General features: G+C 65.9%; 18 protein-coding genes. 10 read left to right on the plus strand and 8 right to left on the minus strand.

What is annotated here, in order from left to right; translation table 11 throughout:
- Nucleotides 1–23 precede the first annotated feature (23 nt).
- A complete protein-coding gene (gene lgt / locus IM816_RS12880; protein ID WP_250338387.1) occupies nt 24–851 on the minus strand; it encodes a prolipoprotein diacylglyceryl transferase in 828 nt (275 codons plus the stop codon).
- A gap of 151 nt (nt 852–1,002) precedes the next feature.
- Here lgt and IM816_RS12885 point away from each other — a divergent pair, with 151 nt between their 5' ends.
- The 3 genes from IM816_RS12885 to IM816_RS12900 all read left to right on the plus strand — a co-directional run bounded on the left by IM816_RS12885 (nt 1,003) and on the right by IM816_RS12900 (nt 9,353).
- A complete protein-coding gene (locus tag IM816_RS12885) occupies nt 1,003–2,976 on the plus strand; it encodes an alpha/beta hydrolase family protein (RefSeq protein WP_250338388.1) in 1,974 nt (657 codons plus the stop codon).
- Between the two features lie 134 nt (nt 2,977–3,110).
- A complete protein-coding gene (locus IM816_RS18760) occupies nt 3,111–6,029 on the plus strand; it encodes a TonB-dependent receptor domain-containing protein (protein ID WP_305884055.1) in 2,919 nt (972 codons plus the stop codon).
- Between the two features lie 303 nt (nt 6,030–6,332).
- Nucleotides 6,333–9,353, plus strand: a complete 3,021-nt coding sequence (locus tag IM816_RS12900; protein ID WP_250338389.1) for a TonB-dependent receptor — start codon at nt 6,333–6,335, stop codon at nt 9,351–9,353.
- 227 nt (nt 9,354–9,580) lie between these two features.
- On the opposite strand, the gene IM816_RS12905 is transcribed toward IM816_RS12900, so the two are convergent.
- From IM816_RS12905 to IM816_RS12920, 4 genes are all read right to left on the minus strand, one after another.
- Nucleotides 9,581–10,075: a TPM domain-containing protein gene (locus tag IM816_RS12905; RefSeq protein ID WP_345779949.1), complete on the minus strand. Its 495-nt coding sequence runs from the start codon at nt 10,073–10,075 to the stop codon at nt 9,581–9,583.
- Nucleotides 10,076–10,080: 5 nt separating this feature from the next.
- Complete coding sequence (locus IM816_RS12910; RefSeq protein ID WP_250338391.1) at nt 10,081–10,974, minus strand: TPM domain-containing protein; 894 nt, start codon at nt 10,972–10,974, stop codon at nt 10,081–10,083.
- Nucleotides 10,974–11,597, minus strand: a complete 624-nt coding sequence (locus IM816_RS12915) for a LemA family protein (protein ID WP_072321636.1) — start codon at nt 11,595–11,597, stop codon at nt 10,974–10,976. The genes IM816_RS12910 and IM816_RS12915 overlap by 1 nt, the downstream gene beginning before the upstream one ends.
- 68 nt (nt 11,598–11,665) lie before the next feature.
- Nucleotides 11,666–12,040: a diacylglycerol kinase gene (locus IM816_RS12920; RefSeq protein WP_250338392.1), complete on the minus strand. Its 375-nt coding sequence runs from the start codon at nt 12,038–12,040 to the stop codon at nt 11,666–11,668.
- Nucleotides 12,041–12,342: 302 nt separating this feature from the next.
- On the opposite strand from IM816_RS12920, the gene IM816_RS12925 reads away from it, so the two are divergent.
- Genes IM816_RS12925 through IM816_RS12945 form a run of 5 tightly spaced genes read left to right on the plus strand, consistent with a single transcriptional unit; the run spans nt 12,343 to nt 17,446 of the window.
- A complete protein-coding gene (locus tag IM816_RS12925; protein ID WP_250338393.1) occupies nt 12,343–13,878 on the plus strand; it encodes a peptide MFS transporter in 1,536 nt (511 codons plus the stop codon).
- Nucleotides 13,879–13,930: 52 nt separating this feature from the next.
- Nucleotides 13,931–15,211 carry an ATP-binding protein gene (locus tag IM816_RS12930; RefSeq protein WP_250338394.1) on the plus strand — a complete coding sequence of 427 codons (1,281 nt, stop codon included), beginning with the start codon at nt 13,931–13,933 and terminating at the stop codon, nt 15,209–15,211.
- Nucleotides 15,208–15,786 carry a response regulator transcription factor gene (locus IM816_RS12935; RefSeq protein ID WP_250338395.1) on the plus strand — a complete coding sequence of 193 codons (579 nt, stop codon included), beginning with the start codon at nt 15,208–15,210 and terminating at the stop codon, nt 15,784–15,786. Before IM816_RS12930 ends, IM816_RS12935 begins: the two co-directional genes overlap by 4 nt.
- Before the next feature lie 2 nt (nt 15,787–15,788).
- Nucleotides 15,789–16,961, plus strand: coding sequence for an NHL repeat-containing protein (locus IM816_RS12940; RefSeq protein WP_250338396.1), 1,173 nt, complete (start codon nt 15,789–15,791; stop codon nt 16,959–16,961).
- Nucleotides 16,961–17,446 (plus strand): hypothetical protein, encoded by a 486-nt coding sequence (locus IM816_RS12945; RefSeq protein WP_250338397.1) that lies wholly within the window; start codon nt 16,961–16,963, stop codon nt 17,444–17,446. Before IM816_RS12940 ends, IM816_RS12945 begins: the two co-directional genes overlap by 1 nt.
- Nucleotides 17,447–17,497: 51 nt before the next feature.
- Here IM816_RS12945 and IM816_RS12950 read toward each other — a convergent pair whose 3' ends face one another.
- From IM816_RS12950 to IM816_RS12960, 3 genes are all read right to left on the minus strand, one after another.
- Nucleotides 17,498–18,427, minus strand: coding sequence for a sensor histidine kinase (locus IM816_RS12950; RefSeq protein WP_250340758.1), 930 nt, complete (start codon nt 18,425–18,427; stop codon nt 17,498–17,500).
- An 89-nt stretch (nt 18,428–18,516) separates the two neighbouring features.
- Nucleotides 18,517–19,245: a response regulator transcription factor gene (locus IM816_RS12955; RefSeq protein ID WP_029213612.1), complete on the minus strand. Its 729-nt coding sequence runs from the start codon at nt 19,243–19,245 to the stop codon at nt 18,517–18,519.
- A gap of 117 nt (nt 19,246–19,362) precedes the next feature.
- Nucleotides 19,363–19,974, minus strand: a complete 612-nt coding sequence (locus IM816_RS12960; protein ID WP_250338398.1) for an arylesterase — start codon at nt 19,972–19,974, stop codon at nt 19,363–19,365.
- Here IM816_RS12960 and IM816_RS12965 point away from each other — a divergent pair.
- Together IM816_RS12965 and IM816_RS12970 are read left to right on the plus strand one after the other, a co-directional pair.
- The gene (locus IM816_RS12965; RefSeq protein ID WP_072321643.1) at nt 19,973–20,659 is read left to right on the plus strand and encodes an ABC transporter ATP-binding protein; all 687 of its coding nucleotides are present in this window, start codon (nt 19,973–19,975) and stop codon (nt 20,657–20,659) included. The two genes, IM816_RS12960 and IM816_RS12965, sit on opposite strands and share 2 nt — an antisense overlap.
- Nucleotides 20,656–23,139: an ABC transporter permease gene (locus tag IM816_RS12970; protein ID WP_250338399.1), complete on the plus strand. Its 2,484-nt coding sequence runs from the start codon at nt 20,656–20,658 to the stop codon at nt 23,137–23,139. The genes IM816_RS12965 and IM816_RS12970 overlap by 4 nt, the downstream gene beginning before the upstream one ends.

Here is a 23,139-nt window from a genome sequence, read left to right on the forward strand (position 1 = left end):
CAAGCCGCACGGCGTCGACGATGTCAGCCGGCCGCCGCCACGGGGGGCGCGACCGGCGCATAAGGCGCACGGTGCGAAAGGATGAGCAGCAGGATGCCGACGGCGATCAGCGGCAGCGACAGGATCTGCCCCATCGTGACCCAGCCGAAGGCGAGATAGCCGAGCTGCGGATCGGGCACACGGACGAACTCGATGGTGAAGCGGAACACGCCGTAGAGCAGGGCGAACATGCCCGACACCGCGTAGCGCGGACGCGGCTTCATCGAGAACAGCCAGAGCACCACGAACATCGTCACGCCTTCCAGCGCGAACTCGTAAAGCGGATTGGGGTGCCGGGGCAACGCGTCCGGTGCGTTCTTGAAGATCATGCCGATGGGCAGGTCGGTGGGCTTGCCCCAGAGCTCGCCGTTGATGAAATTGCCCAGCCGCCCGAGGCCAAGCCCCAGGGGCACCAGCGGCGCCACGAAATCCACGGTGTCGAAGAACTTGATGCCATTGCGGCGCGACCACCACAGTCCCGCGACGAGCACGCCGAGCAAGCCGCCATGGAAGGACATGCCGCCGTCCCAGACGCGGAAGATCGCCAGCGGGTCGGCCCAGATCCAGTTGATCGCGGTGTAGAACAGCATGTAACCCACGCGACCGCCGATCACCACGCCCATCATCGCGTAGAACATGAGATCGCCGAAGCGGTCCGCACTCACCGGCAGGCGACCCTGACGGCGGCGGTATTCGCCCAGCGCCCAGCCGCCAAGGAATCCACCCAGGTACATCAGACCGTACCAGTGAACGTGGACGGGCCCGATCGAGAAGGCGACGGGGTCGAAGTGGACGACAAACGGAGTGGCCATGGCGTGCCCGGATCGAAAGCAGACGCCAAGTGTACCGCTCCCCCCGTACGAAGATCGCCTTGTGGTCGCGCCGCGGATCGGCTATATCGACCCTCGGATGCCGTCCTGGGGGGACGGCACGATAGGGATCCATCGACCCAGGGGACTACCAATGACGTACCGCCTTGTGCGGCCCATGTTGGCCGTGCTTTGCCTTGCCTCGACCGCCGCTGTGGCCGCCGACCTCGTTCCGGTCGCCGACTTCGCCCGGCGCATGCCGCTGACCAGCCCGCGCCTCTCGCCCGATGGGCAGTACGTCTCGCTGGCGTACCACGATCCCGACGGAAAGACGCATGGCCTCGCGATCTATCGCGTAGGCGACATGACCAAGCCGGTGTCGCTGATCCGCATGCCGCCCTACGAGATGCCGGCCAACATGGTCTGGGCCAGCCCCACGCGCCTCGTCGTGGCGCGCGGCAAGGTGGACGGTTCGATCGGCGCCGCGTCCTACACCGGCGAGATCATGGCGATCGACGTCGACGGCAAGAACCCGGATTACCTCTACGGCTACGAGGCCTACGGCAAGCGGGCCGCCACGCGCGCGACCGACCGAGGCTGGGGCACCATCGAAGGCGTGCCGCCCCAGAGCAACGGGCACTTCTACATGCGCGCCACCTCGTGGACCGACCAGAACCGCAGCACGCTCTACGACGTGGACGCCAAGACCAGCGCGCGCAAGCAGATGGCCGACATCGGCCTCGGCGGCATGAGCTTCATGATCGCGCCCGACGGCACCGCGCGGTTTGCCTTCGGCACCGACGACAACTTCAAGTGGGTCGTCTTCCATCGCGAAGGTTCCGGCTGGAACAAGCTCGCCGGCAGCGAGGAGCGCCAGAACTTCGAGCCCGTGGCGTCGGTGGCCGGCAGTGACCGCATCTACGCCACGTTCAGCCCCAACGGCAAGGGCGGCGAGTTCGTGGAGCAGGACGAGAACGGCGGCAACCTGCGGGTGATCCGCAAGGACGATTTCAGCGAAGTCACGACCTCCGGCCTGTGGACGCCCGCGCCCCTGCGCCCCTTCGGCACGATCTCCACCACCGGCATTCCGCAGGTCACCTATATCGATCCGCAGGCGCCGATCTCCAAGCTGCACATGGCGCTGTCGCAGAAATTCCCCGGCAACTTCGTCAGCTTCGTGGACTTCAGCGAGGACGGCGGGGAGCTCATGTTCAAGGTCTCGGGCGATCGCGAACCCGGCCGCTACATGCTCATCGACACCAAGACCTACAAGGTCACCAAGCTCTTCGACGCGGTGCCCTGGATCGATCCGGCCAAGATGTCCGAACGTCGGCCGATGCGCTTCAAGGCCAGCGACGGCCTCGAACTGGAAGCCATCCTGACCTTCCCGAAGGGCCGCAGCGAAACGAACCTGCCGATGGTGCTTATTCCGCACGGTGGCCCGCATGGCATCTCGGACGACTGGTTCTACGAAGAAGATGCGCAGTTCCTCGCCAACCGCGGCTACCTCGTGCTGCAGGTGAACTACCGCGGCTCGGGCGGCCGCGGCAGCGCGTTCGAGCAGGCGGGCTACCTCAAGTGGGGCACGCGCGTGCAGGAAGACCTGATCGACGGCGTCAAGTGGGCCATTGCGCAGAACTACGCCGATGCCAAGCGGGTCTGCGTCTACGGTGCGAGCTTCGGCGGCTACGCGGCGATGATGACCACGGTGCGTGCCCCGGGCATGTTCAAGTGCGCCGTGGGTTACGACGGCATCTACGACCTGGACATGATGTACAACAAGGGCGACATCAAGGACAGCAAGACCGGCCGCAGCTACCTCACCACGGTGATCGGCAAGGATCAGGGCGACCTCGCCGCCAATTCGCCCACGCATCTGGCGGACAAGATCGACGTGCCGGTGTTCCTCGTCCATGGCGAGGATGACCAGCGTGCCCCGTTCGCGCAGTTCAAGGCGATGCGTGCCGCGCTCGATGCCGCACACAAGCCGTACGAGACACTGACCAAGCCGGACGAACGGCACGGCTTCGTCAAGCCGGAGAACATCGAAGAGTTCTATAACCGCCTGCAGGCCTTCCTGGACAAGAACATCGGGAGCGGCCAGGCAGCGACGGCGGCAGCCCCGTAACGAAGCCACGCCGCCGTCTCGCGCAACCGCCGGAGCCCATGCGTTCCGGCGGTTGCGCGGCTCGGGTGCAGGCGTTATGGTCGCGTGATCGTCAGGCCCGGATGGGGCATGGCGGGGGATTGGGAGGCTTGAGGATGCACGTCAGTACCGGGCACAGCCGCGACGTCGCGCGACGACGGATCGCGCTGGCCGCCGCGCTCATGGCCGCCATGTCCGGTGTGGTTCATGCACAAGAGGCCGCCTCTCCGGCGCAGATGCTCGCGCCGGTCAACGTGACCGTGACCGGGTCGCGCATTCGCGGCACCGATGTCGAAACTGCCCAGCCTGTATTCACGATGGATCGCCAGGCGATCCGTGCCACCGGCTTGACCAACCTCGGCGACATCGTCGCTCGCATGCCTTCCGCCGGTACCGCGGAAATCACCCCCCAGGACACGCTCTCTTCCGGCACCGACGCGGGCGGCCGCTATGCCAACCTGCGCCAGCTCGGCGCGGTACGCACGCTCGTGCTGGTCAATGGCCGTCGCTGGACGACGAGCCTGGGCGGGCTGACCGACCTCTCGACCATTCCCGTCGCCATCGTCGAACGCATCGAGGTGCTGAAAGATGGCGCGTCCTCCATCTACGGTTCCGACGCCATCGGCGGCGTGATCAACATCCTGACCACCGATCGCTTCGAAGGCGCGTCCGCCGATGTCCTCTACGGCGTGAATGGCCACGGCGACGGCACACAGAAAAATGGCAGCTTCACCTGGGGCAAGAGCACGGAGCGCGCGTCGCTCATCCTCGGTGCCACCTACGAAGACGCCGATGCACTCCGTGACGACAAGCGCGCCCTGACCCGCAGCCCATACGGCCCGCGCCATCCCGATGCCGGCTTCGGCATGGGTCCGTATGGCGGCGTGGTGGACCCGCGACCGGCCGGCACGCCCGCTGCCGGTAGCTACGCGCCGGGCGGCACGTGGGACGCCAATCGCTACGTGGTGAATCATCCCGGCGGCATGGTGGGCGATACCGCCGACCTCGCCAACTATCACCCGTACGACGTCAACGACAACGCAGACAAGTACGCCACCACCCAGGACATGACGTTCCGTTCGGGCAGCAAGCTGCGCAACCTGTTCGGCACCGGACGCTACAACCTCACCGACGACGTGGCACTGCGCGGCATGGCCAGCTATGGCGTGCGCGACACGCGCAGCCAGAGCGCCGGTTATCCGTTGCAGAGCAGTTCGGGACGCAGCGATGGTCTGAGCATCGATCCCGACAACGCGTACAACCCCTTCCCCGGTTACGCCACCTCGTTCTTCCGGCGCACCACCGAACTGCCGCGCGTGAGCTGGGCCAAGAGCAAGACCTTCCACGCGGACGGCGGCGCCGAGGGAAGCTTCCAGTGGCTGGATCATGCGTGGAACTGGGACCTCACCTACGCGTATTCCGAGACGCGAGCCAGCCGGGTCACCTCCGGCAACATCGATCTCGTGAACGCGCGCAAGGCACTCGGTCCGACTACCGTCATCGACGGCCGCGTAGCGTGCGCCGATGCCGCCGATCGCGCCGCGGGCTGCGTGCCCTGGAACATCCTCGCCGGCCCCGGTGGCACACCGGATGCGGTGTGGAACTACGTTGCTTCGACCTCCACCGCACGGCAGACGACGCGGACCAACGACGTCGTCGCGAATCTCACCGGTGGCCTGCTGGACCTGCCGGCCGGTACCTTGCGCGTGGCTGGCGGCGTCGAGCATCGCCGCGAGCATGGCCGTTATGAACCCGACGCCGCGGACTCCGCCGGGCTCACCACCCAACTCGCCAGCGATCCCACCGACGGTGGCTATATCGCCAACGAGGCCTATCTCGAATTCGACGTGCCCCTGCTCGCGGACCTGCCGCTGGCACGCGAGGTGGCAGTGAATGCATCCACGCGTTACTCCCATTACTCCGCGTTCGGTGGACGCACCAACACCAAGTACAGCCTGCGCTGGAAGCCGTTCGACGATCTGCTGCTGCGGGCCACCTATGCCGAAGGCTTCCGCGCACCGACGGTCGCGGATCTCTACGCTGGATCGAGCGAGACCTTCGAGAGCTTCGTCGATCCTTGCGACAGCGCCTACGGTGCCGCCGCCAGCGATGCCACCGTTCGCGCGCGCTGCACCGCCGGTGGCGTACCGGCGGGCTATCGTCAAGTCGATCAGTCCGGCGCGCAGATCGCCTCGGCGACCGGCGGGCAGAATCCGGTCGCCTTCCGCACAGGCGCGAATCCGCTGCTGAAGCCCGAGACTTCGATCACCCGCACCGCCGGCCTCGTCTACAGTCCCAGCTATATCGAAGGCCTCGACGTCACACTCGATTACTACAAGGTGGACATCCGGGACGTCATCACGCCGATCCTCGCGGGCGATATTCTGAATTTCTGCTACGTACGCAACGACCCCACCTGGTGCGGCCGTTTCACGCGTGCTGCCAGCGGCGAGATCGTGCAGCTCGACGAGAGCCTCGCCAACCTCGGTTCGTTGCGCACCGAGGGCTACGATCTCGGCATGCACTACCGCTTTCCGGAGACGCGCCTCGGCGAATTCACTCTGCTCTCGGACAGCACCTATCTCAGTGACTACACGCAGGTGAGCAGCCCGGGCGCAGCGCCCCGCCACCTCGCGGGTTACATGAATGGGGTGCAGGGGCTTTACCGCGTGCGTTCCAACCTGTCGCTCGACTGGTCGTGGCGCCGTTTCGGCGCGACCTGGACCACGCGCTTCTTCTCGGGTCTGAAGGACGCCTGCTGGTCGGCGGACGTCGAGTGCAATCGGCCCGCGGAGAGCAACGCGCTGACCGGCGCGACCGGCGTCAGCCGCAAGGGCGGCGTGGCCTTCCACGATCTCCAGTTGCGCTGGCAGGCACCGTGGAACGGCAACTTCCGCGTCGGCGTCAACAACATCTTCGGACGCCGTGGCCCGCTCTACTACAACGTGTCCAGCGCGGGCGGCGGAAGCCCCCCGTACGATCCTGCGTTCGATGTCGACCGCTACTACTACGTCGGCTACCAGCAGCGCTTCTGACACGGACGCAACGCACGTTCCTACGGGGCCGCAGCGCCTTCGCCCTCATACCGCGGTGACGAAATCCCCGGTTTATCACGAGCAAAACCGCTCGCAAGAACCGATGGGAATCATTCTCAAGTTCTTGCAGTAGCGTGACTGCCGCGTTATGTTCCCGTTACGTCGTTTCACGCTTTCGGGTTGGCGCGACGTGGATGTCCCCACATCCAAACCCAGTTAAACCCCCACAACGGGCGCCCTTCGCGGCGCTACTACAAGCTGTTCAGCCTTGCCGCAGTGCAGGGCCAGGGAGACTTTGACCTCATGACAAGCACCACCCTGCTCACGCGTTCGCGCGTGCTGAAGCGCACCGCCCTCGTCTCGGCGCTGGGCGCCTGCCTCATCGCGGGCACCGCGTATGCGCAGAGCACCGTCGGCGACATCTACGGTAGCGCTGCCGCCACCCAGACGATCCAGATCCAGAACCTCGGCTCGGGCGCCACGCGCACCGTCACCGTGGGTGAAGACGGCCGCTACCGCGCCTCGTCGCTGCCGATCGGCAGCTATCGCATCAACGTGCAGCAGAACGGCCAGACCGTTTCCAGCCGCGACATCAACGTCGTCGCCGGCCAGTCGGCGCAGGTCAACTTCGCCGCGCCCGCCGCGTCGGACGCCAGCGCGCAGGCACTCGACACGGTCACCGTGTCCGCTAACGCCCTCGCCGCGATCGACGTCGCTTCGGTCGAGTCGCGCACCAGCTTCACCGCCGACCAGCTCAACAGCCTGCCCGTGCCGCGCAACGTCGTCGACGTGGCCGCGCTGACGCCGGGCACGACCAAGGGCGACTCCCGCTTCGGCAACCTGCCCTCGTTCGGCGGCGCGTCGGTCGCGGAGAACAGCTACTACGTCAACGGCTTCAACGTCACCAACCTGTACAACAACCTGTCGTTCTCGGAAGTGCCGTTCCAGGCCATCCAGCAGCTCGACGTGCAGACTGGCGGCTACGGCGCGCAGTACGGCTTCTCGACCGGCGGCGTGACCTCGGTCATCACCAAGCGCGGCACCAACGAGTGGAAGGGCGGCGCCAGCTGGGTCTACACGCCGGCATGGGGTCGCGAGCAGCAGCCGACCACGTACACGAAGGACGGCAACCTCTACCGCACGTACCAGAAGAACAACGACAACGACAACGTCTACTCGGCGTGGCTCGGTGGCGCGCTGGTGAAGGACAAGCTGTTCTTCTACGGCATCTTCCAGTCGCATCGCGAAACGGAGACCAACTACCCGGGCGCCACGTCGTCGGCCGCCGCGCAGCGCAACACGTACAGCGATCCGTTCTATCTGATCAAGATGGACTGGAACATCAACGATTCGAACATCCTCGAGTGGACGGGGATGAACAACACCAAGCACACCACGAATCGTTACTACGACTCCCAGATCGACGCTGACGGCAAGCCGTTTACCGACGATTACCTGGGCCGTCGTCACGTGAAGACCGGTGGCGACATCAACGTCTTCAAGTACACCAGCTACCTGACCGATGACCTGACCCTGTCCGCCCAGTGGGGCAAGATGAAGAGCAAGAACTCTTCGGACTACGTCAGCGCCGACGGCACGGTGACCAAGTACAACGGCGACATCAACGGCGCCAACTCCGGTTGCCCGTACGTGATCGACCGTCGCTCCAGCACCCTGAGCGGCGCCACCGCACCGGTTCGCTCGTGCTACCTCGACAGCACCATCGACCGCTTCAACGGCGAAGACCAGCGCACGGCCTACCGCATCGACCTCGACTGGAAGATCGGCGACCACGACCTGGCGGGCGGCTTCTCGCGCGAGAAGTGGTCGTCCGACGCCGGCCAGAGCTATGCCGGTGGCGCGCTGTACTACTACCGCACGAACGCGGCGGGACGCGATTACGTCTCGCTGTACAACTACCGCACCGGTGGTTCGGTCGCGGTCGATCAGAAGTCCTGGTACCTGCAGGACAACTGGCAGGTCAGCGACAAGTTCCTCGCCTACATCGGCGTGCGCAACGACTCGTTCAACAACAAGAACGGTGCCGCCGAGAACTTCGTCCGCCAGGGCAACATCTGGCAGCCGCGCCTGGGCTTCTCGTGGGATCTGTTCGGCGATTCCACCACGAAGATCTTCGGTACGGCCGGCCGCTACTCGCTGCCGATCGCGGCCAACGTCGCCCTGCGCGCCGCCACCGCGTCGTACTACACGATCCAGAACTTCTCGTACACGGGCATCGACCCGGTGACGGGCGTGCCGACCCTCGGCGCCCCGCTGACCGGCCAGTCGATCGTCAACGGCGAGAACGGCAGCACGCCGGACCCGCGCTCGGTCGCCACGAAGGATCTCAAGCCGTACTCGCAGGATGAATACATCCTCGGCTTCCAGCACCGCATCACCAGCGACAACGACTTCCTCAACGACTGGGTGGTCGGCGCGAAGGCGACCTACCGCAAGCTCAACAACGCGATCGACGACACCTGCGACTGGCGTCCGTTCTACGCGTACGGCAAGTCGATCGGCCTCGACATGGACGCGAACGGCGACCAGTTCACGCCGCCGGCCACCATGCCGGGTTGCTTCATCTACAACCCGGGCAGCAAGGTCTCCGTGGACGTCGATCTCGACGGCAGCGGCGTGCTGCGCAACGTCACCATTCCGGGCAAGGCGTTCGGCGAGAAGGCCAAGCGCACGTACGAATCCGTCACGCTGTCGGCCGAGAAGGCCACCGACAAGTGGTACGTCAATGCGTCGTACACCTGGTCGAAGAACCGTGGCAACACGGAAGGCCTGGTCAAGTCCGACAACGGTCAGGACGACACCGGTACGACCAGCGCGTTCGATTACCCGGAACTGATGACCGGCGCCACCGGCTACCTGCCGAACGATCGTCGCCACAGCTTCAAGATCTACGGTGGCTACAAGATCACGCCGGAATGGTCGGTGGGTGTAAACGGTCTGCTTGAATCGGGTCGTCCGACCAGCTGCTTCGGTGGCGGCGACGAGACCGTCGGTGGCATCCCGAGCTACAACTCCGAGTTCTTCTACTGCGAAGGCAAGATCTCGGGCCGTGGCCGGGCCAAGCGCCTGCCGTGGACCTGGACGCTCAGCCCGAACGTCGTCTACACCCCGGCATACGCCAAGGGCCTGACGATGCAGCTGGACCTGATCAACGCCTTCAACAACGACAAGCCGATCGCGATCAACGAAATCGGCGAGAACGGCGCGGATCAGACGTACTACGGCACGACCTACCGCGTGCCGACCTACTACCAGACGCCGCGCTACATCCGTCTGATGGTCCAGTACGACTTCAGTCTGTAAGACGCTGCGGCGTCGCAGCCGCGACGCCAACGCAAAAGGGCCGCCCATCGGGCGGCCCTTTTTTTGGGCCTTTTGGGAGTCGCCGACGGAGCTAAGGTGGGAGCCACCCTGGTGGCGAAAAGCCAACGAAGCGGTGTAGCGGTGAGGAAGGCCCCATCGCCAGCAGGCTGGCTCCCACCGGCAAGTTTCCTCGCCGCCATGGCGGCTCCCACAACACCGCCGCGGTGCTAGAGAATCAGCGGACGATCCGGCAGCTCGTTCTCGCGCGGCTGTCCGTTGCCGGGGAAATGCCGCGCCAGCAGCGCACCGGCTTCGGCCACGCCCGTTTCTACCGCTTCGCGGAAACGTCCCTGTGCAAACGCGTCGCGCATGTGCGCGGTAATGGCTTCCCACTCTGTCGTCGCGACCGCTCTTCCGATACCGCGATCCACGACGATCTCGATGCGGTGTTCCGCCAGCAGCACGTAAAGCAGTACGCCGCAGTTCTCTTCGGTATCCCACACGCGCAGATGCGAGAACAGCAGTGCCGCGCGATCGCGGGCCGTCATGCCTGCCATCACGGCAGACACCGGCAAGCGCGATTCGATCGCCACACGCAACTCGCCGCGATGGGCATCCTCGCCTTCCGCGACCGTCCTGGCGATGGCGTCGAGCGTAGCGGGTGGGAACTGCCGTCCCATCTGGAACCACGCGCCGAACAGGTTTGCCATGATCCGTTGCATGTCCATCACCAGTTCCCCGACGCGCCGCCGCCACCGAAGCTGCCGCCGCCTCCGCTGAAGCCGCCACCGCCGCCTCCGCCGAAACCACCGCCGCCACCGAAGCCGCCGCCACCCCAGCCACCGAAACCACCCCAGCCACCACCGCCGATCGAGCGGCCGGCACCGAGGGGAATGGCCATGACGAGCGCACCGGCAACCAGACCGATCACGCCGCCGAAGAGCGAGCCCATGAGCAGCCAGCCCAGGCCTCCGGCAACGGCGCCACCGAGCGGCATGCGCAATCCCAGCGGCGCGCGGCCGAGGATGCCGCGCAAGAAGATGAAACCGAAGATCAACGGCAGCAGCAGGCTGCCGCCACCGCCACGGCGACGCTCGTGACTCTCGTCCGGTGTGACCGGCGCAGGCAAGGCCTCGCCCTGCACGATCTGGGTGATGGCATTCAACGCCTCGTCGATGCCGCCGTAATAATCGTTGGCACGCAGCTTGGGCGCCATGTACTCGCGAATGATCCGCGACGCGATAGCGTCGGGCAGCGCGCCCTCCAGGCCATAGCCGACCTCGATACGCACACGGCGATCATTTTTTGCCAGCAGCACGAGGACGCCGTCGTCCGGCCCTTCCCTGCCCACCTTGTTCGCTTCGGCCACCTTCAGCGAATAGCTTTCCAGGTCGTCGGGCTGGGTAGTCGGCACCATCAGCACCACGACCTGCGAGCCCTTCGCCTTTTCGAGCGCGACGAGGCGCGCATCGAGCTGGGCGACCTGCTCGGTCGTCAACGTACCGGTCAGGTCGGTGACGTGCCGGGTGAGCTTGGGCACCGCCGCCTCGTCTGCCCGGCTCGCCAGGGGCGAGACCAGGAGGACGACGGCGAACAGCAGCGCTGCCGCAAGACGACCCATCAGCGGCCGGCCGTGGAAGCCGGGGCTGGCGTGGAGCCGAAGTCGACGGTCGGGGCGGTGGAAATCGCCTTCTCGTTTTCCACGCTGAAGTTCGGCTTCACCTTATATCCCATGACCTTCGCGGTCAGGTTGTTCGGGAACGAGCGGATCAGGGTGTTGTAGCTCTGCACGGCCGCCACGTAGCGATTACGCGCCACGGTGATGCGGTTCTCCGTACCTTCGAGCTGCGCCTGCAGGTCGCGGAAGGAGCCGTCGGCCTTGAGCTGCGGATAGTTCTCGCTGACCACCATCAGGCGGGACAGCGCGCTGCTGAGCTGGCCCTGCGCGGCCTGGAACTTCGCCAGGGCGTCGGGATCGTTGAGCAGCTCGGGCGTGATCTGGGTCTGGCCGACCTTGGCACGCGCGTTGGTCACCTCGGTCAAGACGCGCTCTTCGTGCTGCGCGTAGCCCTTCACGGTGTTGACCAGGTTGGGCACCAGGTCGGCGCGGCGCTGGTACTGGTTGAGTACTTCGGACCAGGCGGCCTTGACCGCTTCGTCCTCGCGCTGGATGGCGTTGTAGCCACAGCCGGACAGGAATCCGGCAAGAAGGACGAGAGCGAAGGTGCGTAGGAGTGTCTTCATGGCGGCAATTCCTTGAGGTATGCCGCAACAACTTACCCTAAAACCGGCGGCTCGCCACCGGGCGCCCCTCAGCTCAGAAAGCGCGGGACAAGAATCAGCGCCCAGCTCACCATAACCATCACCAGCAGCAGGAATACCGCCGCCGAGCCCATGTCCTTGGCGCGGCCCGCCAATTCGTGGAATTCGGGACTGACCTTGTCCACCACGGCCTCGATGGCCGAGTTGAGCAACTCGGCGGAGAGCACCAGCATCGGGAAAGTGATGAGGACGATCTTCTCGATCGGTCCGTGGCCCACCCAGAGCCCGAGGGGCACGACGACAAGGGCGAGAAAGACCTCAAGTCGGAACGATGCCTCGTGCCGAAAACAGGCGCTCAGACCCTTCATGGACCATTGGAAGGCCGCGTAGATCTGCCGGGGCCCGCGCCGTACCTTCGATGCCATGGGCAGTCAGGCCGCCAAGGCCAGGGCCGAGCCGAAGGCTGCGGCGGAAGAAACGGACATGGGCTGCGGCATGAGGGCGGCTATGGGCTGGAAACGGCCTGATATCATGCCACAGCCGGCCTTGCATCCGGCTTAGGCCACCGGTGACCGTGGCGAATCGCCGCGCCCCTATGGCGCCGCAGCATAATCGAGCCGAGCATTTGTATTACGCTTGAACGGTTGTGACTCCGTTCAGCGTCACGGCGACGGGAGCGCGGTTTTTTACGACCCTAGCTCACTGTTCCAATCCGTCCGGAAAATACATGGCAATCCAGAACCCGCCCGTTTCACAGACCAAGTCCTTCAGCACCGTCTTCCTCATCGAAATGTGGGAGCGCTTCGGCTTCTACGGCATGCAGGTGTTGATGGTCACCTACATGGTGAAGAAGCTCGGCTTTGCCGACGTCGACGCCAACCTTGTCTGGGGCGCGGCTTCCGCGCTGATCTACGCCACCCCCGCCATCGGCGGCTGGATCGGCGACAAGTTCCTCGGCTCGCGCCGCACCATGCTCAGCGGTGCCGTGATCCTGATGATCGGCTACGCCCTGCTCTGGATCCCGACCAACAGCACGTACGCGCTGTACCTCGCACTCGGCGTGATCATTCTGGGCAACGGCCTGTTCAAGCCCAATGCCGGCAACCTGGTCCGCAAGATCTACGAAGGCGACGACGTCAAGATCGACAGCGCCTTCACCATCTACTACATGGCGGTGAACGTCGGCTCGACGATCTCGATGCTGCTGACGCCCTGGATTCGCGACTACGTCGGCGAGCACTACGGCGACGCGCTGGGCTGGCATACGGCCTTCGGCGTCTGCTCCATCGGCCTCATCCTCGGCCTCATCAATTACTACTTCATGCGCCGCACCCTGGCGCACATCGGCTCGGAACCCGACAACCATCCGCCGAAGGCGAAGAACATCCTCGGCGTGGTCGTCGGCAGTCTCGCCATCATCGCCGCCTCCGCTTACATCCTGCAGAACCAGAGCGTGGCCGAACTCTGCGTCTACGCCGCGGGCGTGGTGATCCTCGGCATTTTCGTGCACCTCATCCGCTCCAGCGAACCGGGCGAGCGCGCCGGCTTGGTCGCGGCGCTGGTGCTCACGATCCAGACGATCTTCTTCTTCATCTTCTATCAGCAGATGTCGACGTCGCTGAATCTGTTCGCGCAGCGCAACGTGGATCTGTCGTTCGGCATCTTCGGCTACGAGATCTTCCGCTGGATTCCCGAGCAGTTCCAGTCGCTCAACGCGATCTGGATCGTGATCCTCTCGCCGATTCTGGTGGGCATCTACAACTCCCTCGGTAAGCACGGCAAGGATTTCCCGGTCGCCGCCAAGTTCGCGCTCGGTTTCGCCGCGGTCGCCGTCGGCTTCTTCATGTACGGCCTGGGCGCCACCACCGCGGTGAACGGCGCGATTTCGTCCTGGTACATGGTCTGGGGCTACGGCTTCTACTCGCTGGGCGAAGTGCTGGTCAGCGGCCTTGGCCTCGCCATGATTGCCCGCTACGTGCCGGCGCGCATGGGTGGCTTCATGATGGGTGCCTACTACGTCGCTTCGGGCGTGTCGCAGTACATGGGCAGCGTGGTGGCGAACTATGCCGCCATTCCCAAGGACATCACCGATCCGCTGCAATCGCTGGCGATCTACACCAGCCTGTTCAACAAGCTGGGCTTCGTGGGCATCGGTTGCACGGCCATCGCGATCGCTATGCTGCCGTTGATGAAGAAGCTTTCGTTGAACCACGCGCTGGCCAACGTGCCGCCGGTTCCCCCGGTACACAACGAAGACCTGTAATGCGGCGAGGGCCGCTCCCGACGGAGCGGCCCTTCGTCATGAGAAACCTGCCGTGAGCGATTCTTTGCATAACCCCTCCGCACGCTCCGGCCCCTTCGCACTGGCCCGCACGCTCGCCTGGCTGAGGCTCTGCGCCATCGCCGGCCAGAGCGTGGCCATCCTTTCCTGCGTCACGCTGCTCAAGCTGGACGTACCGCTGCTTCCGCTGATGATCGGCGTCTGCGTGTTGGCTGTGTTCGCTGCAGCGGCGTCTTTCCGCCTCGGCATGCCGTGGAAGGTCAGCGAGGGCGAAGCGATCGTGCACATCGCCGCCGACACGCTGGTGCTCGGCTATCTGCTCTATTTCACGGGCGGCGCAGCCAATCCGTTCGTAACGCTGCTGCTGGTACCGATCGCACTGTCGGCGGCGGCGCTGTCCATCCCGGGCGTGTCGCTGGTCGCAATCCTTACCGGCGTGGCCTACGTCCTGCTGGTGCCCTATCACCTGCCCTTGCCGACGCTCGGCGACAAGAGTCGCGACTTCGATCTCTACGTGGCCGGCATGGGCGTCAACTTCGTCATCATGGCGATCCTCCTCGGCGTGTTCATCAGCAATCTCGCCAAGGCGATTCGCGTACAGCACAGCGAGGTGCAGCGCGTACGCGAGCGCGCACTGCGCGACGAAGGCATTCTCGCCATCGCCACCCAGGCGGCCGGAGCAGCGCACGAGCTGAATACCCCTCTGTCGACAATGCGTACGTTGCTGCCGGAGATCCGGCGCGAGCATGCGAGCGACAATGCGCTCGGTGAAGATCTCGACCTGCTCGACGGTCAGGTCGAGCGCTGCCGCACGATTCTTCGCGAGATGGTGGCATTCGGTCAGGCGCAGCTGTCGCAGGTGCCCGAACGGATCACGCTGGACCAGTTCATTCACAGCTGCATGGAGCGGTTCCAGCTGCTGCGTCCCGAGGCCGACGTCACCCTCGCGATCGAACCCGGCGCGGGTCGCATTGCCTTGCGCTCGCCACCGGGTCTGCGTCACGCGCTGATCAACCTGCTGAACAACGCCGCCGACGCCTCGGCGCTGAATGACAGTGCGGCGGTGTCCCTGCACGTGGGCATCGTCGGGCCGTGGCTGGAACTCGTCGTCACCGACGAAGGTCCCGGCTTCGACGAGTTCGACGAACTCGGCACGCTCGGCCTGTCGCAGAAGGCGACGGGCCTGGGCATCGGTCTTGCGCTCGCCGAAGCCACCGCCGAACGACTCGACGGCGAACTCGCCGCCAGCAACACCGGCCATGGCGCGCAGATGCGCCTGCGTCTACCTCTTACGGTCATTGGAGACCACGCATGAACGAGCTCGCCCCGCCCTCAGGCCGCCCGCTGCTGATCGTCGACGACGATGCCACCTTCGCCCGTGTACTGGCCCGCGCGCTCACCTCTCGCGGCTTCGAGGTCATCAGCAGCGACAACGCAGACGATGCCCGCGCCCTGGCACGCCGCCATCAACCGCGCTATTGCGTACTCGATCTGAAGCTGGGCGACGAGAACGGCTTGCGGCTCATCCCCGATCTGCAGGCGCTGGTGCCGGACATGCGCGTGCTGTTGCTCACGGGTTATGCCTCCATCGCGACCGCCGTGGAAGCGATCAAGCGCGGCGCGCACGACTACCTCGCCAAGCCGGTGGATGCGGATGCGGTGGTGCGTGCGCTGCTCGATGGCGACGGCTCCGCCGAGCCCGACGATCTGGTCGATGCACCGGACGCGCCACTGCCCCTGCGCCGGCTCGAATGGGAGCACATCCAGCGCGTGCTCACCGAATGCGAAGGCAATATCTCGGAAACGGCACGCCGCCTTGGCATGCATCGCCGTACGCTGCAGCGCAAGCTCAGCAAGCACCCCGTTCGCGAACGTCCTGCCGACCAGTGATCATGCGCCGACTCATCGCCCTCGCTTTGCTCCTTGTTTGCGCCGCTGCGGGCGCCCACGACATGGCCGGCATGGCGATGGGCCACGAAACGCCGCTCGGCTTCGACGCGACGCTCGATGCGCAAGGGCACCTCTGGGTCGTCGACACAATGGGCGAGCACGTGCGCGTGCGCCGGTCCGACGACATGGGGCGCAGCTTTCCGCTGTCCACCATCGTCAATCCCACGGGCGAGCCGCTCTACGCGGAAGGCGAGAATCGCCCCAAGATCGCGCTCGGACCGAAAGACGAGCTCTACGTCACCTGGTCGCAGCCGCGCAAGCTGCCGTGGACCGGCTTCGTGCGCTTCTCCCGATCGCTCGACGGCGGCGAACATTTCGATGCTCCGAAGACCGTGCATACGGACCGTGCCGAGATCACCCATCGCTTCGACGCGCTTGCGGTCGACGGCAATGGCAACGTGATCGTGGCCTGGATCGACAAGCGCGACGTCGAAGCCGCGAAGGCCTCGGGCAAACCGTATCTCGGCGCTGCAACCTACTACAGCTGGTCCTCCGACCGCGGCGACCATTTCGTACCCGAGCGCAAGATCGTCGACCAGAGCTGCGAGTGCTGCCGGATCGCGCTGGCGCGCGCTCCCGATGGCAGCATCGACGCCTTCTTCCGCGCGATCTACGGCGACAACATCCGCGATCACGCGTTTGCTTCCCTGCCGACGGATGGCAGCGCACCGAACGTGCAACGCGCCACCTTCACCCAATGGCACATCGAGGGATGCCCGCATCATGGGCCCTCGCTCGCGGTCGACGGCACAGGCGTGCGGCATGCGGTGTGGTTCAGTGCAGCGGACGGCAAGGCCGTGATCTGGTACGGCCAGTTGCAGCCGGGCAAAGCACCGGCACACCTCGCCACGATCGCCGGCGCGGGTGCGTCGCATGCGGACCTGGCCGTCGATGGCAAGCAGGTTTGGATCGCCTATCACCAGATGTCCGCCAACGGTCTCGATCTGATGTTGCGCGTATCGACCGATGGCGGCACCACCTTCTTCGAGCCTCGCGCCATCGCCCACACCGAAAGCGCATCGGGCTGGCCGAAGCTCGTCCTCTGGCAACACCGTGCGTTCGTGGCATGGAACCCGGGTGGCACCTTCCGGCTCGTTCCCACGGAGGCGTTGTGATGCGATACGGCGCCAGCGGGAAAGCACGTCGCGTCGTCTGCGCGCTGCTGCTCGCGGTGCTCGTATCGCCTACCTGGGCTGCGCCTCCGCAGCCGCTGCGACCAGCCGACGTGGCGACGCTGGTCGCCCCGCCGACGAAGGGCGCACGCGTGATCGCGCTGTGGTCGCTGGATTGTGCGTACTGCGAACAGAACCTTGCCGCCCTGCTCGCCTACCAGCGCACGCATCCCGACATGGATCTCGTTTTTGTCGCGACGGATACCATCGACCAGGCGACCGCGCTGACCGCCCGCCTGAAAGCAGCGAAACTCGACGCCGTGCCGTCGCGCGCCTATGCAGACGCCACACCGGATCGGATCAACTACCTGATCGATCCCAACTGGGGAGGCGAAACCCCGCGGACCCTCGCCATCAAGGCCGACGGCTCGCGCAAGGCCGTCAGCGGCGCTATGGATGCGGCGCGCGTGGCAAAGCTTGTGGAGTGATGCCGCCCCTTGGCGTGATCGCATCACGCCAAGGACTGCGCCGGTAGCGACTCAAGCCTCGATCGGCTGCGGATGCGGGAAACGTACGCTGGCGATACGGCTGGCGCCGGGGAGTGCCCGCAATTCCAGCGGCCACTGGAAGCGATCCGAGAGACGACGTGCGATGGCGAGGTCGAAGCCGTGCCGGTCCACGGACGCATGTCGACGGCTTCCTGCCTCCGGCGTGTCCAGCGCCGGATTGATCACGCTCACGCTGCCCGGCATCACCGTAACCACGATCCTGCCCTGGTCGGTCTGCTGCAGGGCATGGCGGATCAACTGACCGCAAAGCACGGCGAACACACGCGGCGATGCATGCAGCGCGAAGCTCGCCGGCTCGTCGAATACCAGCTCCACGGGACGGCCGGCAATCAATTCACGCGCGTACTCCACTTCCTGTCGCAGGACCGCATTGACGACGAAATCTTCTTCGGCCAGACCCTGGTCCGATTCGCGCGAGAGGATCAGGAAGGCTTCCACCAAGGCTTCCAGCTCGCGCGTGGAGCGGCGAATGCGTTCCAGCGAGCGGTGACCGAACTCCGACATCTCCGTCTCGTCGGCAAGCATGTCCGAGGACATCTTGATGACCGTGAGCGGACTGCGTAGCTCGTGGCTGGCGTCGCGGGTGAAATTGCGCTCTCGCTCGCTGTAGCCCTCGATACGCGTCACCAGCCCGCTCAGTCCGCGGATCAGCGTGGATACGTCGTTGTCCGACTGCTTGCCGCCTTCACGGCTCAGGCCATCAATGTCGGGGCGCTCCGGATCCCATGCCTCCAATAGACGCGCGAGCGCTGCCACGGGAATCCATTCCCGCGACACGGCGAGCCAGGCGAGTCCGCCCGAACACAACATGATGGCGATCGCGGCGCCCAATGGCGCCACGTTGTTGGCGGCCATCAGCGACGCGATGATCATCACGGCTGTCTGCAATGCGAAGACCATCGCCACGCGTACACGGAATGATCCGCGCCGTCGGCGAGTCCCCTGCGGTGCCCTGCCTTCCATCGATTAGATCCGGTGCTGCTCCCGCCTCATGCCGTCTGCGACGCGGCGACTTCGGAATCGAGGTCGGCCAGGCGATATCCTGCGGAGTGAATCGTATGCAGGAGAGGCCGATCAAACGGCTTGTCGATCACGCGGCGCAGGTTGTAGAGGTGCGAGCGAAGAGTGTCCGAATCGGGAAGCGTGTCGCCCCAGATCTCGCGCTCGATGTCCCGGCGGCTGACCACCCGCGGCGACTCGCGCATGAGGATCGCGAGGAGCTTCAGCCCGATCGGCGATACGGTGAGTTCCTGGCCGCCGCGGGTAAGGCGCAGCGTGGCCGTGTCGAGCGTCATATCGCCGACATTGAGAACCTCGGAGGAAACCTGACGGCGGTCGCGGCGGATCAAAGCGCGCAACCTGGCTTCGAGTTCTCGTACTTCGAAGGGCTTCACCAGGTAATCGTCGGCGCCGGCTTCCAGGCCGACCAGCTTGTCTTCCAGCGTGTCGCGCGCCGTCAGCATCAGGACCGGCGTGGACTTCTTGCCATCCTTGCGCAGCTTGCGGCAGACATCGAGGCCATCCATGCCAGGAAGCATGAGGTCCAGCACGATGACATCGTAACTGTTGGACACGGCAAGATGCAGGCCGCTGACGCCATCGGCAGCGTAATCCACCGAGTAGCCCCGGCGTTCCAGAAACTCGCCGACCATCTCGGCGATCTGGCGGTTGTCTTCGACGAGAAGGATCAACCCTGCCTGTTCGTCGCGTGTGCTCATCGCTCCACTCCTCTGTGATTCACAAATGTGAAGAGTTAACGGTCGGACCGGTGAGAACAGCGTGAAGACCGAAAACGAAGGTTCATTTTGAGTACGAGTACGTGCACGTGGCGTCTTCTAATCGAGCATCGGGCTAAGCGCTTTCCACACGTTCTCCGCGACCCGCGGCTCGCCGGCCGCCGTGGGATGAAGCCCGTCATCCTGCATCAGCGCCGGATCGAGCGCCACGCCGTCGAGCAGGAAAGGCACGAGGGCCACGCCGTGCTTCTTCGCGGCGTCCTGGTAGACCTTGCGCAAGCCATCACGATATTGCGGGCCGTAGTTCACCGGCAGTTCGATCCCCAGCAGCAGCACCTTGGCGCCCGCCGAGGTGGCCGCCCCGATCATCGCGTCGAGATTCTCCGCGAGCTTGCCCAGCGGCAGGCCTTGCAGGCCGTCGTTGGCACCCAGCTCGATCACCACGACCTGCGGCCGCTGCTTGGCCAGAAGTGCCGGCAAGCGGTTGCGGCCACTCAAGGACGTCTCGCCGCTGATGCTGGCATTGACCATCGTCCATGGCGTCGCCATCTTGCTTGTGCGAGCGTCCAGCAAACGCACCCACCCGGCCTCCACCGGAATGTTGTGCGCCGCCGACAACGAGTCCCCGAGCACCAGAACCTTGCGCGGCGTATCCGCCGCGGAGGCGATGGCGCACCAGACGAACAGCAACAGGACCAGGCAACGACGCATGAGCGATTCTTCCCGTGTTCTTCTCGAAGTGGCGGATGTTAGCAAGTCGGTTTTCGGTCCGGAGGGACGCCTGGATATCCTTTCCGGCGTGAACCTGGCGGTGACCGAGGGAGAAAGCTTCGCCATCGTCGGCGCCTCGGGGTCTGGCAAGACCACACTGCTCGGCCTGCTCGCCGGCCTCGACGTGCCCACGGCGGGCAGCATCCGCATCGACGGGCAGGCGCTCGAACGCATGGACGAAGAGGCCCGTGCGGCCATCCGCCGACGCCTGGTCGGCTTCGTGTTTCAGTCCTTTCACCTGCTCGCCGCGCTCACCGCCGAGGAAAACGTGATGCTCCCGCTGGAGTTGGAGGGCGACGACACGGCACGCGAGCGCGCGCAGGCCGCGCTGGAAGCGGTGGGCCTGGGGGCACGCCGACGCCACTACCCCGCGCAACTATCCGGTGGCGAACAACAGCGCGTGGCACTCGCGCGCGCCTTCGTACACCGACCGCGCATCCTCTTTGCCGACGAACCGACCGGCAACCTCGACCAGCACACGGGTGAGCACATCGGCGATCTACTGTTCGAGATGAACCGCCAGCACGCCACCACATTGATCCTGGTGACCCACGATCCCCGCCTCGCGGCGCGCTGCGCACGCTCCGCCGAACTGCACGAAGGTCGCCTCGGGGTGTCGGCGTGAACGTCGCGCGGCTGGCCTGGCGCACGCTGCGCCGCGAATGGCACCTCGTGGAACTGCGCACGCTGGCCGCGTCGCTGGTGCTCGCGGTCATCGCCTTGGGCGTGGTCGCCACCCTATCCACCCGCATCGAGCGCGGCATACTCGCCAGCGCGGCCGAATTGATCGGCGGCGACCTCGGCGTCTCAGCGCCCGCACCGCTGCCGGATTCCCTGCTGGCGTCCGCCAAGGCGGACCATCTGGCCGCGACGCGCGGCGCCACCTTCCGCAGTGTGTCCTTCGTAGGCGATCGCAGCCAGTTGCTCGACGTGCTCGCCACCGACGGCGCGTACCCCCTGCGGGGCACGCTGGAAATACGCGACGCACAGGGCGGCCAGCGCGTGGCGCATGGCCCCGCGCGTGGACAGGTGTACCTCGATCACCGCGCCCTGACGGGGCTGGGCATCCGCACGGGGCAAACCCTCCAGATCGGCGGCCGCGATCTCGTGGTTTCCGGCGAACTGCTGCGCCAGCCCGACGGCGGTGAGCTGTTCGCCCTGGCACCGCGCGCCGTGATGAATCTCGACGACGCCACCGAGGCGGGGCTGCTCTCCGTCGGCAGCCGCGCGCGGCATCGCCTGCTCGTCTCCGGCCCGCAGGGCGCCGTCGCAACGTGGCGCGCCGAAGCGGAACAGATCAAGCTGCCTCAGGGCGGCGAATGGATCACGCCGGAGAAGGTGCAGGAGCGCATGCGTACGGCGTTCGATCGCGCCAGTTCATTCCTGCGCCTCACCGCCCTGCTCTCGGCGCTGCTCGCAGGCGTGGCGATCGCTCTCGCCGCGGCGCGCTACGCGCGACGCAAGGCTGGCGAGGTCGCCCTCTTGCGCGCGCTGGGCACACCGCGTCGTCGCGTCGCTGCGCTGCTGGTGACGACGCTGGCTGCCCTGGCCTTGCCAGCGGCCGCACTCGGCATGGCGATCGCGCTCGCTCTCGCGCAGGGCGCGTGGTACTTCGCGCGGCAGTTGTTCGACAACATTCCGACCACCTTGCCGCTGGGCCCCGCCTTCGCCGCGGCAGCCATGGGTCTGGCCGTGCTCGCCGGCTTCGCCCTGCCACCGCTCGTACGGTTGGCGGAGGTGCCGCCCGTGGCGGTGTTCCGCGAATCGATGCAACGGCGCGTGCGTCGCTTCGACGTGCTCTATCTCGTCCCGCTCGTCACCGCCATCGCGCTGGTCTGGGTGCAGGCCGACTCGGCGAAGCTCGCCGGCATCCTGGCCGTGAGCCTGGCCGGTGTGGCAGTGGTCGCCGCGCTGTTCTCGGCCCTGCTGTTGGTCATTGCACGGCGCGTGGCGCCGGGGGCGCATCCGGCCCTGCGTCTTGGCCTGGCGGCGCTGGCCCGCCGACGCGGATTGTCGCTGGTCCAGGCCACGGCCTTGTCGCTGGGACTTTGTGCGCTACTCCTGCTCGCGGTCATTGCACCGTCGTTGCTCGATGGCTGGCGTCGCGAACTGCCGACGGACACGCCAAACTGGTTCGCCCTGAACCTGCAGGACGACCAGCGCGAGGCGTTCACGCATGCGTTGGATTCGCTGGGCGCCACGAAGGCGAACATGATGCCGCTGGCGGTGGGCAAGCTCACCGCGATCAACGGCAAGCCCATCGACAGCATCGCCTTTGCCAACGACGACGCGCGCGACAATGCGGACCGTCAATTGCGCCTGTCCTGGAGCACGGACCTGCCTCCGTCCAACCGTGTGGTAGCTGGCCAATGGCCGGGCGCCAAGCCTGCGCAGGCCGAAGTGTCGGTGGATACATCGTGGCGCGATCGCTACCAGTTGAAGCTGGGCGACACCCTGAGTTTCGAGGTGGGCGAAGGCACGCTGGACGCGCGCGTGAGCAGTGTGCGTCAGGTGGACTGGAGTTCGTTCCGGGTGAACTTCTTTCTGATGCTCGACCCGGCTCATGCCAGCGAACTGCCGCATACCTGGCTGACCAGCTTCTATCTGCCGCGCGGTCGCGGCGACGCGCTGGCGAAGGTATCGCGCGACTTCGGCAACCTGAGCCTCATCGACGTGGACGCCCTGCTCGATCGCGTTCGCGACATCGTGGACCGTGTCGGCGGTGCGGTGCGCTGGGTGCTCGGCTTCAGCCTGCTTGCCGGTGCGCTGGTGCTCGCCGCCGCGCTCGCCGCCAGCGCGCAGGAGCGACGCAAGGAGGCCGCTCTTCTGCGCACGCTGGGCGCCACGCGCAACCAGCTTCGCGCGGCGGCGGCCTGCGAGTTTGCCTTGCTCGGTCTCGTCGCCGGGCTCACCGCCGCGCTCGGCGCGACCGGCGCGGGCATCTGGCTCGGTAACGCGGTGTTCCGCATCGAGGGCTTCGTACCGCCGCTCTGGCCGCTCGTCGGCGCGGCAGCGCTCGCGGCGTTCGTGGTGATGATCATTGGCCTGTACGGCACGCGGCGCGTGCTGCGTACGTCGCCGATGGCGCTGCTGCGCGAGGGCTAG

It is taken from the genome of Luteibacter flocculans (genome assembly GCF_023612255.1).
In the GTDB taxonomy this organism is placed as follows: domain Bacteria; phylum Pseudomonadota; class Gammaproteobacteria; order Xanthomonadales; family Rhodanobacteraceae; genus Luteibacter; species Luteibacter flocculans.

Excerpts from the sequence above, each read along its gene's own strand:
- IM816_RS12965 (WP_072321643.1), top strand. The coding sequence starts at position 19,973 with ATGAGCGATTCTTCCCGTGTTCTTCTCGAAGTGGCGGATGTTAGCAAG.
- IM816_RS12940 (WP_250338396.1), top strand. The coding sequence starts at position 15,789 with ATGCGCCGACTCATCGCCCTCGCTTTGCTCCTTGTTTGCGCCGCTGCG.
- IM816_RS12945 (WP_250338397.1), top strand. The coding sequence starts at position 16,961 with ATGCGATACGGCGCCAGCGGGAAAGCACGTCGCGTCGTCTGCGCGCTG.
- IM816_RS12915 (WP_072321636.1), bottom strand. The coding sequence starts at position 11,597 with ATGAAGACACTCCTACGCACCTTCGCTCTCGTCCTTCTTGCCGGATTC.
- IM816_RS12960 (WP_250338398.1), bottom strand. The coding sequence starts at position 19,974 with ATGCGTCGTTGCCTGGTCCTGTTGCTGTTCGTCTGGTGCGCCATCGCC.
- IM816_RS12905 (WP_345779949.1), bottom strand. The coding sequence starts at position 10,075 with ATGCAACGGATCATGGCAAACCTGTTCGGCGCGTGGTTCCAGATGGGA.
- IM816_RS12955 (WP_029213612.1), bottom strand. The coding sequence starts at position 19,245 with ATGAGCACACGCGACGAACAGGCAGGGTTGATCCTTCTCGTCGAAGAC.
- IM816_RS12900 (WP_250338389.1), top strand. The coding sequence starts at position 6,333 with ATGACAAGCACCACCCTGCTCACGCGTTCGCGCGTGCTGAAGCGCACC.
- IM816_RS12910 (WP_250338391.1), bottom strand. The coding sequence starts at position 10,974 with ATGGGTCGTCTTGCGGCAGCGCTGCTGTTCGCCGTCGTCCTCCTGGTC.
- IM816_RS12920 (WP_250338392.1), bottom strand. The coding sequence starts at position 12,040 with ATGGCATCGAAGGTACGGCGCGGGCCCCGGCAGATCTACGCGGCCTTC.
- IM816_RS18760 (WP_305884055.1), top strand. The coding sequence starts at position 3,111 with ATGCACGTCAGTACCGGGCACAGCCGCGACGTCGCGCGACGACGGATC.
- IM816_RS12925 (WP_250338393.1), top strand. The coding sequence starts at position 12,343 with ATGGCAATCCAGAACCCGCCCGTTTCACAGACCAAGTCCTTCAGCACC.
- IM816_RS12950 (WP_250340758.1), bottom strand. The coding sequence starts at position 18,427 with ATGGTCTTCGCATTGCAGACAGCCGTGATGATCATCGCGTCGCTGATG.
- lgt (WP_250338387.1), bottom strand. The coding sequence starts at position 851 with ATGGCCACTCCGTTTGTCGTCCACTTCGACCCCGTCGCCTTCTCGATC.
- IM816_RS12935 (WP_250338395.1), top strand. The coding sequence starts at position 15,208 with ATGAACGAGCTCGCCCCGCCCTCAGGCCGCCCGCTGCTGATCGTCGAC.
- IM816_RS12885 (WP_250338388.1), top strand. The coding sequence starts at position 1,003 with ATGACGTACCGCCTTGTGCGGCCCATGTTGGCCGTGCTTTGCCTTGCC.